The sequence below is a fragment of the Alteribacillus persepolensis genome (genome assembly GCF_900099605.1).
Lineage (GTDB): Bacteria > Bacillota > Bacilli > Bacillales > Marinococcaceae > Alteribacillus > Alteribacillus persepolensis.
In genome coordinates, this window is the sequence record NZ_FNDK01000001.1 from 61,090 (window position 1) to 75,192 (window position 14,103).

Genomic DNA, 14,103 nt, shown 5'->3' on the forward strand with positions numbered 1-14,103 from the left:
ATGATAACAGCCGCGCCAAATATCAATAACGTAGAAGTGACAAAAGAACAGCTGAGCTTTACAGCGGGCCTGTTGAACGTGCATGAGTATCCAGTGGCCGGCTTTTGGCTGTTGTACGCTGCTGTCGTGGTCATGTCGATTATCGTATTTAACTTGGGATTTGCTCGTAAACTTCCACTTTTAAAAAATGTTATTGTTTATGCCGCTCTGTTTATCGGTGCGCTGCCGCTTACGATTTTTGCAATTGGAATGGCTGTTGTAGAATCGCTTGTCGCTGCGGCTATCGTTCTAGGAATATACAGGCTTCGTTTAAGGAACCATAAAAAAGAGCAAGAACAAGAGAGCATAACGTGAAAAAAACAGCCGCCTGTGCGCACAGGCGGCTGTTTTTCATGTCAATCTTTACCAATCATCATTCTTTTTTGGATCGCGGTAAGGAACAAATCCATTTTTCCATCTTTCATTCGTTCTTGCTGCTATTCGATCATGACATGCATCGCACATGTAAGTATGAATCGGCCGGTTGCGCAGCTTTTTTGCTAATGGATTTTTATCATCAAGGTCATGAATGCCATCACATAATACGCATTTAACTTTCATTCATCTCACTCTCCAATTAATTCAACGGCCAAATGCCTCAACTCCTGTCTAGTATAACATGATAGAAGCCAAGGCGAATATACACTTGTTTGTAACAACGGATTTTATAAGAAGAAAAGGAATTAACCGGCACATTGTCGTAGTATGATAAGTAATAAGAAGTATTTCTTATTTTGTTTTTTCTAACCTGGAAGACAGGAGGTTTGGACATGGCAAACACAGTGGAACCATCTCTATCCAGTGATTTATTAAGATTACTGCGCCGCGAAACATTTGTCTCCGTTGCAACAGTAAGAGAAGAAACGGGTACACCTGATGTGCATGCTATTTCGTGGGTGTATGCAAAAGATGCACATACCATCTTTTTTTCGGCTGACAGCCGCTCACGCATTGTTCGCAATCTGAAAGTAAACGACGGTGTTGTTATTTCTTTTATTGCCAATGGCTCTACCTACGCTATTCGTGGCAGAGCAGCTGTTGAAAAGGAAGAGATGCCCAACATTCCAATCAAACTCGCTTTAGTGAAATGTGTTATAGAAGAGGTGCGCGATGTGATGTTTTACGGAGCAAAAATGGTTTCGGCGCCTGCTTTTGAAAAAATATATGATTTAGAAGCAGCGAGGAAATTAGATACGCAAGTGATGGATGAATTGAAAAGGGCTTCGTCGGGATGATGGTAGGTCCTTTTTATTATTCATAGAGCTTGTATATAGAAAGATTTTTTAAGATTTCTTCAAGATATCTCCGTTTTGCTGTCAACTTTGTCCAAGTTTCAGCATAAGTAAGAATAAGCACCATTTTTCTTGCATCCTCCGAAGCAACTCTTTTTGAGTCCCCTGAAAAAGGGAAAAGAGGTTTATTATCCAGTGGGGAGGAAATATATTGAAAAAGGTATATGTGATAGATACAAACGTATTTTTACAGGATCCACAGGCCATGTTTCAATTTGAAGATAATGAGGTGGTTATACCAGCAGTCGTATTAGAAGAAATTGATACCAAAAAAAGATATATGGATGAAATTGGAAGAAATGCACGACATTTTTCGCGGATGCTTGATCGCTTAAGAGGACAAGGGAAACTCCATGAAGGGATTTCGTTAGATAACGGGGGGAAAATTAGAGTAGAGCTTAATCACCGGTCGCTGCAATATTTAAAAGAAACGTTTATCGAGGTGACCAATGATAATCGAATTTTAGCGGTAGCGATGAATTTACAAAAAGAGTTAGGAACAGCAGATCCCTCGAAAAGAGTGATTATTGTATCAAAAGATGCCCTTGTACGAGTAAAAGCAGACGCACTGGGCATCGCGGCAGAAGACTTTTTAAGCGATCGAGTGACGCAATACGATAATATATATAAAGGGAAGATTTATCAAGAGGTAGCAAAAGAAGTATTAAATGAGTTTTATGAAAAAAACATGCTGCCGGTTCGTACATTAGGAAAGGAGCGAATGTATCCCCATCAATTTATCGTGTTAAAAGATGCATTGGGCACCCCGGCTTCTGCGGTGGCTAAAGTGGATGAAACAGGAAAGTGGGTCAAGCCTTTTGCAAAGGAATTAGAACATGTTTGGGGGATTAGTCCGAGAAATGTTGAGCAAAAAATGGCGCTAGAGCTATTATTACGTGAAGACATTCCCCTTGTGACGTTAACAGGAAAAGCCGGTACCGGAAAAACCCTTCTGTCACTTGCTGCCGGTTTATTACAAACTGAGGATATGGGTAAGTATAATAAACTGCTAGTGGCAAGACCAGTGGTGCCTATGGGGAAAGACATAGGGTATTTACCAGGGGAAAAAGAAGAAAAACTCAGACCTTGGATGCAGCCGGTATTTGATAATTTAGAATATCTATTTAACACAAAAAAACCAGGTGAGCTCGACCAAATTCTAGCTGGCATGGGATCCATTCAGGTAGAGGCATTAACGTATATAAGAGGCAGAAGTATTCCAGATCAATTTATTATCATTGACGAGGCACAAAACTTAACAAAACACGAGGTGAAAACGATTTTAACTCGGGTAGGGGAAGGCAGTAAGATTGTTTTTATGGGTGATCCTGCACAAATTGACCATCCTTATCTTGACGAGTTAAATAATGGTCTTGCTTATGTAGTGGAAGTGTTTAAAGACCAGGCAATCAGCGGCCATGTGAAGCTTGAAAAAGGAGAAAGGTCAGGATTGGCACAGTTAGCGGCAGATCTATTATAAGCTTTTGTGACAGGAATTAATAAAACAACTTAAAAAAAGCCTGTTGTGACAAAGGACTACAGCAGGCTTTTTGTTTTTGAATAACAGCTGGTATATGATCCCGAAAGTCTTTGCTTTCTTTTTATGTTGGGGCGCGGGCATTTACTTTTTTCGTTTACGATAACGCTTGGTGGCATTGTCTCTCATTTGTCTAAGGCAGTTAAAAGCTCTAATACAATGCTTAAGCGTAAAGACAGATTCTCATACCAATGATGGAGGTCATGTATGATGTGCTCTTTGTCTGTTATCTTCTGTTACCTGAGTAACGATAATCAGATGAGGCGCTTCCCGCTTCAAGCGGGCCCAAAGAGCCATCCAATCAGAAAGGGGGATTCTTATCACTACAGCAAACTCGATAGAACCTAAAGACAAACAGAGTTGTCTTTTTGTGGACAACTCTGTTTGTCTTTATTGCACTATGTACTTTAGACAATTCTCAATCCTGTTACATGCGTGATAGGGTTTTCTTTATTACTGCCGTCGCCAAAATATATATGAATCGGCCCGGTTTCTTCTAATGGTTTTCCGTCTTGAGCAAAGCCAACAACAAATCGGTAAGCATCATCCAAGCTGACAATATGATCTGTGTGATTTTCACCAGCCGTTTCAACCACGACTTTTGACGCGTTTTCGTGTGGTTTGGCGTTTTCTAAAAACGATTGAAATGGAATACCAAATGTACCGTTAATTAATTCTTCCTTTTTGCTGCGTATGCGGTTTGTTTGATTGCGCTTTGGAATTTGAGCGCCTTCTGTCAGTTCTTTATCCCACTGTTTCGAAATTGCCTTTTTGTATTCTTCCATTTCCTCATGTTTGCGGTTTTCTTCCCCAGTCCATACAGTCAAGTCAATTTTCCTGTCATCAAAAATCCAAACCGTCGGGTCAAGAGTAATAGTATGATTAACATTGCCATGTATCATTACGATAAAATCCATCATGTTGAGTCCTCCTTTTTTGCCGCATCCTTTCCTATCTTAACATATCTGCTCCTTTGTATGAGTTGTAGAAAAGACGTTTACAATAATGGGAAAATGTGTGTCGAGGTAATGACATGTACGTGAGGTGGGATGACGGATGTTTATTGCACAGCAAGAATTACAGGCCCTCATGGAAAAAGCCAAACCTTATGCTGAAAACGGAAATATTCCTGATTATATTCCAGCGCTTCATGAAATGGATGAAAACTTGTTTGGAATCGTCATAAGAAAAGACAACGAAATCGTAGCAGCCGGAGATGCGGATCATCGTTTCACGCTTCAAAGTGCTTCGAAAGTAATAAGCTTGGCGTTAGCACTTATGGATAAAGGAGAGGAAGTTGTTTTCAAAAAAGTAGGCATGGAACCGACGGGGGATCCGTTTAATACGATACAAGCATTAGAAGAAGAAGAGCCTTCCAAACCGCTGAATCCCATGATTAATGCAGGGGCTATTGCAGTTACAAGTTTAATTGCCGGCAGTCCGGAAGAGAAAAAGCGGCGTTTGCTGGATTTTGTGCGGGAACTGGCAGACAATAACAAGATTTCGATTTGTGAAAAAACAGCACAGTCGGAATGGGAGCACTCAGATTTAAACAAAGCATTAAGTTATTTTATGAAAAGCCATAACGTGATTCATGGTCATATAGATGAGCTTTTGGACGTATATATCAAACAGTGTTCCATTCAAGTCAACTGCAAAGAACTGGCTCGTATTGGCAGTGTAATTGGCGGAAATGGAAAAGATCCTGTAAGCGGCAGGCAACTCATTCCCCCGCGCATTGCTGCAATCATCAAAACATTTATGGTAACATGCGGGATGTATAACGCATCCGGTGAATTTGCGATAAGGGTGGGGATTCCTGCAAAAAGCGGCGTATCTGGTGCATTGCTGGGAGCACATCCAAATGGCATCGGTTTTGGTATTATCAGTCCGCCTTTAAATGAATACGGTAACAGCGCTGCGGGAATTAAAGTTCTAGAGGAAGTGTCTCAAACATATACATTAAGTATTTTTTCATAAGTGTCACCTTGCATTTTTTCTATATAACGGATAAGATAGGAACAGGGAGTTAATGAGTAGGAGGGATCACCTTGAGCGTAAAGGCGTTAACGGAACATAGCGAGAAAGCATACGCTCTCTTGAAGGCCGACGCAGAAAAGATCCGCAAGTTGATTGAAGTACAAATGGATAATTTAACGATGCCGCAATGCCCTCTTTATGAAGAGGTGTTAGACACACAAATGTTTGGCCTATCTCGTGAAATAGACTTTGCCATTCGATTGAATCTAATTGATGAAGAAACCGGCAAACATATATTGTCTGAGCTCGAAAGAAAATTGGCAGCTTTTCATGAGGCTACGGTAGGGAAATAATAAAAACCAGGCTATTCTTTTTGTAAAGGGTAGCTTGGTTTTTTTATGAAGGGGAAAATATGACATTTTGAGCAGTATGCTGGATGATGACGCACTATTTTGAAGAAATCGTGAACAGAGTTGTGAATACAGGCGTATCATACAGCTTTTTATTGTTTATAACGCATTTATTTTTTTGACATGTGAAAAATACATGTTATGATAAAAATCATATTTAGAATTGTCAGTCAAAAGTAAAGAAATAGCTGGATATGGATATTTGACTGAGTGGAGAGAATGATACCAAGGAGGAATTTTATGAATGGCATAGGTAATATTCAAAAAGTGTTAGTAGCAAACCGCGGTGAAATCGCAATCCGCATATTTAGAGCGTGTACGGAATTACATATTCGCACGGTTGCAGTCTATTCAAAAGAAGATTCTAGTGCGTTTCACCGTTATAAAGCGGATGAGGCATACTTAATCGGTGAAGGAAAAAAGCCCATTGATGCGTATTTAGATATTGAAAGTATCATTGAAGTTGCAAAAAGCAATGGGATTGATGCGATTCATCCGGGTTATGGCTTTTTATCGGAAAATCTTGAATTTGCCAAACGTTGTGAAGAAGAAGGGATTATTTTTATTGGACCAGGAACGGAGCATCTTCACATGTTTGGTGATAAAGTGCGGGCAAGAGAAACCGCAATTAAAGCAGGGCTTCCGGTCATTCCAGGAAGTGATGGACCGGTATCAAGCTTAAATGACGTAAAAGAGTTTGCCGACCAGCACGGCTTTCCGTTTATTATTAAAGCGGCCTTAGGGGGCGGTGGTCGCGGAATGCGTATTGTCCGCAGCAAAGAGGCGTTAGAAGAAGCATATGACCGTGCACGCTCTGAGGCAAAATCTTCATTTGGAAGTGATGAAGTATACGTAGAAAAGTTTATTGAGAATCCAAAACATATTGAAGTGCAGGTGTTAGGTGATAAAGAAGGTAACATTGTTCACTTGTATGATAGAGATTGCTCCGTACAGCGCCGCCATCAAAAAGTGGTAGAAATTGCACCAACTGTGGCACTTAGTGAAGAGCTGCGCGAAGAGATTTGCCAGGCAGCACTTAAGCTTGCTCAGAACATTGAGTATATCAATGCTGGTACGGTTGAATTTCTTGTGAACCCAGACGGAGAGTTTTATTTCATTGAAGTAAATCCTCGTGTACAAGTCGAGCATACAATTACAGAAATGGTAACTGGAGTTGACATCGTTCAAACACAGTTGTTTATTGCTGCAGGAAAATCGTTACACGGACCAGAAATTGGCATTCCAACTCAGGATAAAATTACAACAAATGGATATGCGATACAGTCACGTGTAACAACAGAGGATCCAGCAAACAATTTCTTCCCGGACACCGGAAAGATTATGGCGTACCGTTCAAGCGGCGGTTTTGGTGTGCGTCTTGATGCTGGAAACGGCTTTCAAGGGGCTGTCATTACTCCGCACTATGACTCATTGCTCGTGAAAGTTTCTACGTGGTCGCTTACATTTGAAGGAGCAGCTGCAAAAATGCTTCGGAACTTAAGAGAATTTAGAATTCGCGGTATTAAAACAAACATTGCATTTTTGGAAAACGTTGTACAGCATGAGCAGTTCTTAAGCGGTGAATACGATACTTCCTTTATCGATTCCACACCTGAGCTGTTTGTCTTTCCGAAACGAAAAGACCGTGGTACAAAAATGCTAACGTTTATTGGGGAGACCATTGTTAATGGCTATCCAGGTTTAGAACAAGAAAAGAAACCGGTGTTTGAACAGCCGGATATTCCAAAAGTTAAACAAAGTGAGCCGTTTCCAAAGGGAACAAAGCAAATACTTGATGAGAAAGGTCCGGAAGGTTTAGCAGAATGGGTGAAAAACCAGCAAGAAGTGCTGTTAACTGATACAACATTCCGTGATGCTCACCAGTCCCTGCTGGCAACACGTATTCGTACTAATGACTTAAAGAAAATTGCGGAACCAACTGCAAGACTTCTTCCGAATTTGTTTTCTTCTGAAATGTGGGGCGGAGCAACGTTTGATGTATCCATGAGATTTTTGCATGAAGATCCTTGGGAGCGTCTCCTGCTGTTAAGAGAAAAAATGCCAAATGTGCTTTTCCAAATGCTGCTGCGCGCTTCTAATGCGGTAGGCTATAAAAACTACCCGGACAATGTTATTAAAGAGTTTGTTGAAAAATCAGCTAATGCGGGTATTGATGTCTTCCGGATTTTCGATTCACTCAACTGGATAGAGGGCATGAAGCTTGCAATTCATGAAGTAAGAGAACAAGATAAAATTGCTGAAGCTGCCATGTGCTATACCGGTGATATTTTAGATTCCAGCCGAGATAAGTATGATTTAACGTATTATAAAAATGTAGCTAAGCAATTAGAAGATGAAGGTGCGCACATTTTAGGAATTAAAGACATGGCCGGGCTGCTTAAGCCGGAAGCTGCTTATCAGTTGATTTCTGAATTGAAAGGGTCCATTGATATTCCAATCCACTTGCATACGCATGATACAAGCGGCAATGGCATTATGACATATGCCAAAGCTGTTGAAGCAGGTGTGGATATTGTCGATGTAGCGGCAAGCTCAATGGCAGGGTTGACATCACAGCCAAGTGCAAATAGTCTATACTACGCTTTAAAAGGCACAGACAGACAACCAAACATTGATGTGAAAGCATTAGAAGAATTAAGTGAGTATTGGGATTACACTCGTAAGTTTTATAAAGGCTTTGAAAGCGGCATGAATGCTCCGCATACCGAAGTATATGAACATGAAATGCCTGGCGGTCAGTACAGCAACTTGCAGCAGCAAGCAAAAGCAGTCGGCTTAAAAGGACGCTGGAATGAAGTGAAAAAAATGTACCGCCGTGTGAATGATATGTTCGGTGATGTTGTAAAAGTAACGCCATCTTCTAAAGTAGTCGGAGATATGGCTCTATATATGGTGCAAAATAATTTAACAGAAGATGACATCTATGAAAATGGGGAAAACCTTGACTTCCCGGACTCTGTCGTTGAATTTTTCCAAGGATATCTTGGACAGCCGTATCAAGGATTTCCAAAAGAACTGCAGCAAATTATTCTTAAAGGAAGAGAAGCAATTGAACATCGTCCAGGTGAAGATTTAGAGCCGGTGAACTTCCAAGAAATTAAAGAGGATTTGTACCATAAACTGGATCGCCAAGTAACAAGTCATGATATGATTTCTTATGCACTTTATCCAAAAGTGTTTATGGATTTTGAGCGCTTCCGTCAACAGTTTGGTGATGTATCTGTTCTTGATACACCAACGTTTTTCTATGGACTGCGTCTCGGAGAAGAAATCGAAGTAGAAATCGAACAAGGGAAAACATTGATTGTAAAGCTGATTTCGATTTCCAAACCACAGGATAACGGCAACCGGATTGTGTACTTCGAGTTAAATGGTCAGCCGCGTGAAGTACTTATTAAAGACCAAAACGTCAAGACAACAGAAACAAGCCGTCCAAAAGTGGATAAAACAAATCCAAACCAAATTGGTGCCTCCATGCCAGGTACAGTTGTGAAAAAATTAGTGGAAAAAGGTGAAAAAGTGAAAAAAGGCGATCACCTCATGATTACTGAAGCAATGAAAATGGAAACAACGGTACAGGCTCCATTTGATGGAGAAGTCAAGGATGTATACGTGACAGATGGCGACACTATTGAATCCGGAGATTTGCTAATCGAAATCGAAAACTAATTATAATGAACAAGGGCTGTCTCAAAAGGGTTTTCTCCCCCTTTAGACAGCCTTTTGTGTATATGCACGGGAAAAGGCAACGGAGAAAAACCTGTTTCTCTCCTCGCTTTTCACCGTAATAAAACAATATAAAGGAGACCTTGTAATTATGGAGATTCGTCCATTAAGAGAGTCGGAAATCGAGCAAAGCTTAGAACTTAACGCATTTGCTTTTCAATATGAACTAAACGATAAAGTAAGAGAAAAGCACAAGCAATTGATGAAAAACGTTCATACATGGGTGGCAGCTGATAAAGACACACTTTTAGCAAAATTACACCTGCTGCCGTCTGAAGTATTTGTTGGCGGAGAAAAAATGAAAATGGGTGGTGTTACGTGGGTAGCGACATGGCCGGAAGCACGAAGACACGGTCTTATACGGGAACTGATTGATGTTTCATTAGAAGAGATGAACAAACAAGAATACACGCTGTCTTTTTTATATCCATTTTCTATTGGGTTTTACCGGAAATTTGGATGGGAATTGTTTGCGGATACGATTTCGTGGAAGTTAACCAATGCACAGCTGCCAAAAAAAAGCGGTATAATGCGGGGGAGTTTTGCTCGCGCATGTATTGATGACTGGCACGTGTTAAATGCTGTTTATCAGGAAGCAGCTTCAAGCTACAACGGAATGGTTGTAAGAGATGAGTGGTGGTGGCGCCATGTTCATCGCAAAACGAACAACGCACAAATTGTTATCTATCAAAATGAGCAAGGAAGAGAAACAGGTTACCTCATCTATAGTGTGGCATCGCGTAAAATGACCGTACATGAGTACATTGCTTTAGATGAAATAACAAGAGAAGAAATATGGAAATTTATTGCTAATCATGATTCGATGATAGATGAATTAGAAGTAAAACCTCCTGTGGATGATCCGAGCCGCTTTCTCCTGCCGGATCCAAAAATAGAAGAATCACGAAAAAGCTATTTTATGGCGCGGATTGTCAATGTGCAACGGTTTTTTGAGCAATATCCTTTCTCCCTTGAAGAAGGACAATCCATTGTATTAACGATATATGATGATCAATGCTCATGGAATTGCGGTACCTTTCATATATCGGCAGGGAAAGGCCAAAATAACGTTGAGTTTATCCAGAATAGCAAGCGAGCACTAACGATGGATGTGAAAACGGCAGCAGCAGTGTTTTTAGGTTATTTATCAGCTGAACAAGCACAGCGTACAGGACAAATTACTGGAGAGGCAGAAGAGGCAGAGGTGTTTCAACAAGCAGTAACGTCTTCGGCTCCATTCATATATGATTTTTTTTAATACAAAAAGACTGAGTCAAAAGTAAAACAGGTTACTCAAAAGCCGAACAACAAGATACGAAAGTATAGACGAAGCGTTACCAACATGCGGAAGCTTCCTACGGGATGCGGGCTAAGACCAGCCGCACCGTGCGGCCAACGCCGGCACTAGCACGTCCTGTAAGTTGAAGCACAAGCCGACGGTCCACTTAGTCATGGGCTTTTCTATACCAAGTTAGCAGAGGCCGTGCCCGCGGAAAGCGAAGTCTGTTGACGGAGCAATGATAGAAATTACTATGGAAAAACAAATAATCCGAACTGATTGTAATAAATCAGTTCGGATTATTCTGTAGTTCCTGTGTTTTTGTCCCAGTCTCTTTATAACTGCCTGCTGGACACTTTATCAGCTGTTTTAAGATGCTTTTTTCCTCGTAATAATCATGCCCATATAACCTAAAATAGTGAACAATATTGTCACTGTAAGCGCGTGAAAGAGAGCAGGTGTGAGATATGTGTCTGCATATAAAATAGACACACCAGCAATGACTTGGATAAGAACTAATAGTAATGAAAGAATGCTTGCCCATACAAGGATTTTGTGAAAACGAAATTGTTTTAGTGTCCAAACGAATAAAATAATTAAAAAGATGACCAGTAAACTGGCAAATACCCGGTGAGCAAAGTGCACCCCGATTTCAAATCCCAAAGCCCCGGATACACTTGGTATCCATTCATTGTTACATAACGGAAATCCGCCGCACACATAGGTGGCATCAGTATGTTTGACATATGCTCCTGTATAGATAACCGCATAACAATAAACGAGCACAAAAAAGAGGTAGTTGCGATACCCTTTTGATACAGCAGGAGACGGGACATGTTTGCGGTCATTTTCAAAAGCTAAGACTGTCAGCAAGACAACCGAAGCAAAAGATATCGTAGAAATGCCAAAATGAAGGGCTAGGACAATATCTGAGTTTCCCCAAATAACGGCACCAGCTCCCATTAAACCTTGGAAGATGATAAACAATACAGCCATCAGGGCCATAAATGCTGTTTCACGAAGGTGTGATAGCTTTTTCCAAGACCAAATAGCTAAAATGATGACAAATAATCCCATTAAACCGGACCAAATTCTATGCGTGTATTCAATGATTGTTTCTTTTGCAGGAGATTCCGGTATTAATTCTCCAAAACACAACGGCCAGGTAGCACCGCACCCTTCTGCAGAGCCTGTTTTTGTAACGAGTGCCCCTTGTAACAGGACAATAAGCATGCCAATAGATGTAATAATACCGAATATTTTCAGGCCTTTGTTATTCATTTTCTCACCTCCCCGTCTTTGTTCAAGACGGCTGTTATCTAGTTCAATTTCTCATGTTTATCGTAATGAAAAATGATGAAAAAAGTCAATTTTAGAAGAGTGAACTTTCTATGGAAAAGTGAAAATGTGAAGAAAGTGTGAAACTTGCGAAACTAATGAAACAAGGATGATTTTAAGCTATAATATCTGTAGTATGATTATAAAGAGAGCAACGAAAGGTGTTTCTCTCTGAACACGGTTATATGGTACAATCTTTTTATTGATGAAAAACCAAGAAATTTGTTGGATGAATTTGTTAAATGCAATGAAACAATGATGGAGATTGTACGTAATCGTGAGTTTTGAAGGGGGTGTAAAGGTTGAGTAAAACAAATACGGCCATTGAATCTTCCAAAGTAATAGAAAGAGAAGAGACGGAAGCAGTTTCTGGGGGGAAGAGCTGGAAAGACTATGTGACGCTTGCTAAGATGGGTATCGTAACGTCGAATTTAATAACGACGTTTGCCGGACTTTTCTTAGCTTCTGTATATACAGGTTTTCCGCTGCTAGATAATCTGCATATTGCCATTTTAACCTTAATTGGCGCAGGTTTAGTAATGGCAGGCGGATGTACGCTTAACAATTATATTGATCGCGATATTGACCCATTAATGGAACGAACGAAAGACAGGCCAACAGTCTCCGGTACAGTCAAACCAACTAATGTGTTGACAGCGGGGATTATCCAGTCTGCAGTCGGGGTATTGCTGCTTGCCGCAGTGAACATGACCGCCGCAGTAATTGGTGTAATCGGCCTTGTCATATATGTTTTGGTTTACACAATGTGGTTGAAAAGGGTTTCTACGTTAAATACGGTTGTCGGCAGTTTTGCTGGAGCGGTTCCGCCATTAATTGGCTGGGCAGCTGTTGATCCGAGCCTTCATCTATATGCTTGGCTGTTGTTTTCTATTATGTTTATTTGGCAGCCGCCGCACTTCTTGGCATTAGCCATGAAGCGTTCGGAGGAATATCGGGCCGCAGGTGTACCGATGCTTCCAGTTGTAGCCGGATTTGCTATGACAAAACGGCAAATTGTCGTCTATGTAGCAGCATTGGTTCCAATGACATTGCTGTTATATCCTTTCGGGCTCGTGTATACTATTGCTGCGGCTATTTTGGGGATTGGCTGGTTAGCATTAGGGGTTGCAGGATTTAAGATGAAAGATGAAATAAAATGGGCCCGTATCATGTTTGTTTATTCCATTAATTACCTAACCATACTGTTTGTACTTATGGTCATTGTCCATTTTTAACCTGATAGAAAGGCCGTGTTCACAGGACAAACCCGTTATTGGTGTATGTCCTGTGAATATAATGTTTTCATAAAAAAAGCGGCGTCGGAGAATGACTATAAATACAAGATAAATTTTGAAACTACTACAGACGAAAGAGAGGTTGGATGGCTTTATGAAAGGACGCAAAGGTTTATTGCGTTTCCTTCCTTTAACCGCAATACTTTTTTTATTAGCTGGTTGCGGTGAAGAGAGGTTAACAGCACTTGATCCTTATGGCCCACAAGCTCAATGGATTTTAGACAACATGATATTGAGTTTGTATGTCATGGCTTTAGTTATCATTGTTGTTTTTGTTTTATACTTTATTGCTGTGGTGAAATTTAGAAGAAAGCCCGGCGATGATGAAATTCCAAAACAGGTGGAAGGAAGCAAGGCATTAGAATTAACGTGGACAATCATTCCGATTATTTTGTTAATCATTCTTGCTGTACCAACAGTTGCAGGTACATATTACTTTGCAGAAGAACCACCAGAAGCTGCTGGGTCCAGCGGTGAAGAAGAAGCAGAAGAAGCAGCTGCAGAAGCGGCCGAAGAAGGGGCAGTCGTCATTGATGTCACAGGGCATCAGTACTGGTGGCAATTTGATTATCCACAAGGCTTTACTGCTGGTAATGAAGTGTACATCCCAGTCGGTGAAAAGGTTTGGTTTAACTTAACGAGTAATGATGTTATTCACTCCTTTTGGGTACCGGCTCTAGGCGGAAAAATTGACACTATTCCAGGAGTAGAGAACCAAATGTGGTTACAAGCTGATGAGCCAGGCGTATATAAAGGAAAATGTGCGGAATTGTGCGGTCCTTCGCACGCGCTGATGGACTTTAAAGTAGTAGCGCTTGAGCGTGATGAATATGATGCATGGGTAGAAAACATGTCTCAAGAAGAAGAATTGCCAGAAGAGAATACAGTCGCATCAGAAGGCCGTCAAGTATTTGAAGACCAAGGCTGTATTGGCTGTCATGCTGTTGAAGGGCAAGGTTCTGCTCAAGGACCGACACTCACCAACTTTGCTGATCGCGAGAAGATTGCAGGGGTTATTGACTTTACAGATGAAAACTTAGAAGAGTGGATTCGTGATCCACAATCGTTTAAGCAAGGAAATAATATGCAAGCATATCCAAATATGAGCGATGAAGAGATGGATGCTATTATTGAGTATTTGAAAACTCTCAGCGTGGAAGATGGAGAATAAAAAGTAAAAAAGGAG

The 14,103-nt window shown here is 40.8% G+C and carries 12 protein-coding genes; 9 read left to right on the forward strand and 3 right to left on the reverse strand.

The window, feature by feature from the left end; all coding sequences use genetic code 11:
* A complete protein-coding gene (locus tag BLT18_RS00290; protein WP_091270182.1) occupies positions 1–354 on the forward strand; it encodes a YlaH-like family protein in 354 nt (117 codons plus the stop codon).
* 48 nt (positions 355–402) lie between these two features.
* On the opposite strand, the gene BLT18_RS00295 is transcribed toward BLT18_RS00290, so the two are convergent.
* Positions 403–600 carry a YlaI family protein gene (locus BLT18_RS00295; RefSeq protein WP_091270183.1) on the reverse strand — a complete coding sequence of 66 codons (198 nt, stop codon included), beginning with the start codon at positions 598–600 and terminating at the stop codon, positions 403–405.
* Positions 601–809: 209 nt separating this feature from the next.
* On the opposite strand from BLT18_RS00295, the gene BLT18_RS00300 reads away from it, so the two are divergent.
* Together BLT18_RS00300 and BLT18_RS00305 are read left to right on the forward strand one after the other, a co-directional pair.
* Complete coding sequence (locus BLT18_RS00300; protein WP_091270184.1) at positions 810–1,274, forward strand: pyridoxamine 5'-phosphate oxidase family protein; 465 nt, start codon at positions 810–812, stop codon at positions 1,272–1,274.
* A 208-nt stretch (positions 1,275–1,482) separates the two neighbouring features.
* Positions 1,483–2,811, forward strand: a complete 1,329-nt coding sequence (locus BLT18_RS00305; protein WP_091270185.1) for a PhoH family protein — start codon at positions 1,483–1,485, stop codon at positions 2,809–2,811.
* A gap of 464 nt (positions 2,812–3,275) precedes the next feature.
* On the opposite strand, the gene BLT18_RS00310 is transcribed toward BLT18_RS00305, so the two are convergent.
* Positions 3,276–3,788 (reverse strand): peptidyl-prolyl cis-trans isomerase, encoded by a 513-nt coding sequence (locus BLT18_RS00310; RefSeq protein ID WP_322787532.1) that lies wholly within the window; start codon positions 3,786–3,788, stop codon positions 3,276–3,278.
* 136 nt (positions 3,789–3,924) lie between these two features.
* Here BLT18_RS00310 and glsA point away from each other — a divergent pair, with 136 nt between their 5' ends.
* The 4 genes from glsA to BLT18_RS00330 all read left to right on the forward strand — a co-directional run bounded on the left by glsA (position 3,925) and on the right by BLT18_RS00330 (position 10,263).
* Positions 3,925–4,848, forward strand: coding sequence for a glutaminase A (gene glsA / locus BLT18_RS00315; RefSeq protein WP_091270186.1), 924 nt, complete (start codon positions 3,925–3,927; stop codon positions 4,846–4,848).
* 71 nt (positions 4,849–4,919) lie between these two features.
* Positions 4,920–5,201 carry a YlaN family protein gene (locus BLT18_RS00320; RefSeq protein ID WP_091270187.1) on the forward strand — a complete coding sequence of 94 codons (282 nt, stop codon included), beginning with the start codon at positions 4,920–4,922 and terminating at the stop codon, positions 5,199–5,201.
* A gap of 297 nt (positions 5,202–5,498) precedes the next feature.
* Positions 5,499–8,948: a pyruvate carboxylase gene (pyc, locus tag BLT18_RS00325; protein ID WP_091270188.1), complete on the forward strand. Its 3,450-nt coding sequence runs from the start codon at positions 5,499–5,501 to the stop codon at positions 8,946–8,948.
* Positions 8,949–9,096: 148 nt separating this feature from the next.
* Positions 9,097–10,263 carry a GNAT family N-acetyltransferase gene (locus BLT18_RS00330; RefSeq protein WP_091270189.1) on the forward strand — a complete coding sequence of 389 codons (1,167 nt, stop codon included), beginning with the start codon at positions 9,097–9,099 and terminating at the stop codon, positions 10,261–10,263.
* 390 nt (positions 10,264–10,653) lie between these two features.
* Here the strand turns inward: BLT18_RS00330 and BLT18_RS00335 are convergent, their stop codons facing one another.
* Entirely contained in the window at positions 10,654–11,565 is a 912-nt protein-coding gene (locus BLT18_RS00335) for a COX15/CtaA family protein (RefSeq protein WP_091270190.1), read from the reverse strand.
* A 359-nt stretch (positions 11,566–11,924) separates the two neighbouring features.
* Between BLT18_RS00335 and cyoE the strand changes: the two genes are divergently transcribed.
* Together cyoE and coxB are read left to right on the forward strand one after the other, a co-directional pair.
* Positions 11,925–12,857, forward strand: a complete 933-nt coding sequence (gene cyoE, locus BLT18_RS00340; protein WP_091270191.1) for a heme o synthase — start codon at positions 11,925–11,927, stop codon at positions 12,855–12,857.
* A 154-nt stretch (positions 12,858–13,011) separates the two neighbouring features.
* Complete coding sequence (gene coxB, locus BLT18_RS00345) at positions 13,012–14,088, forward strand: cytochrome c oxidase subunit II (protein WP_091270192.1); 1,077 nt, start codon at positions 13,012–13,014, stop codon at positions 14,086–14,088.
* Positions 14,089–14,103: the final 15 nt, after the last annotated feature.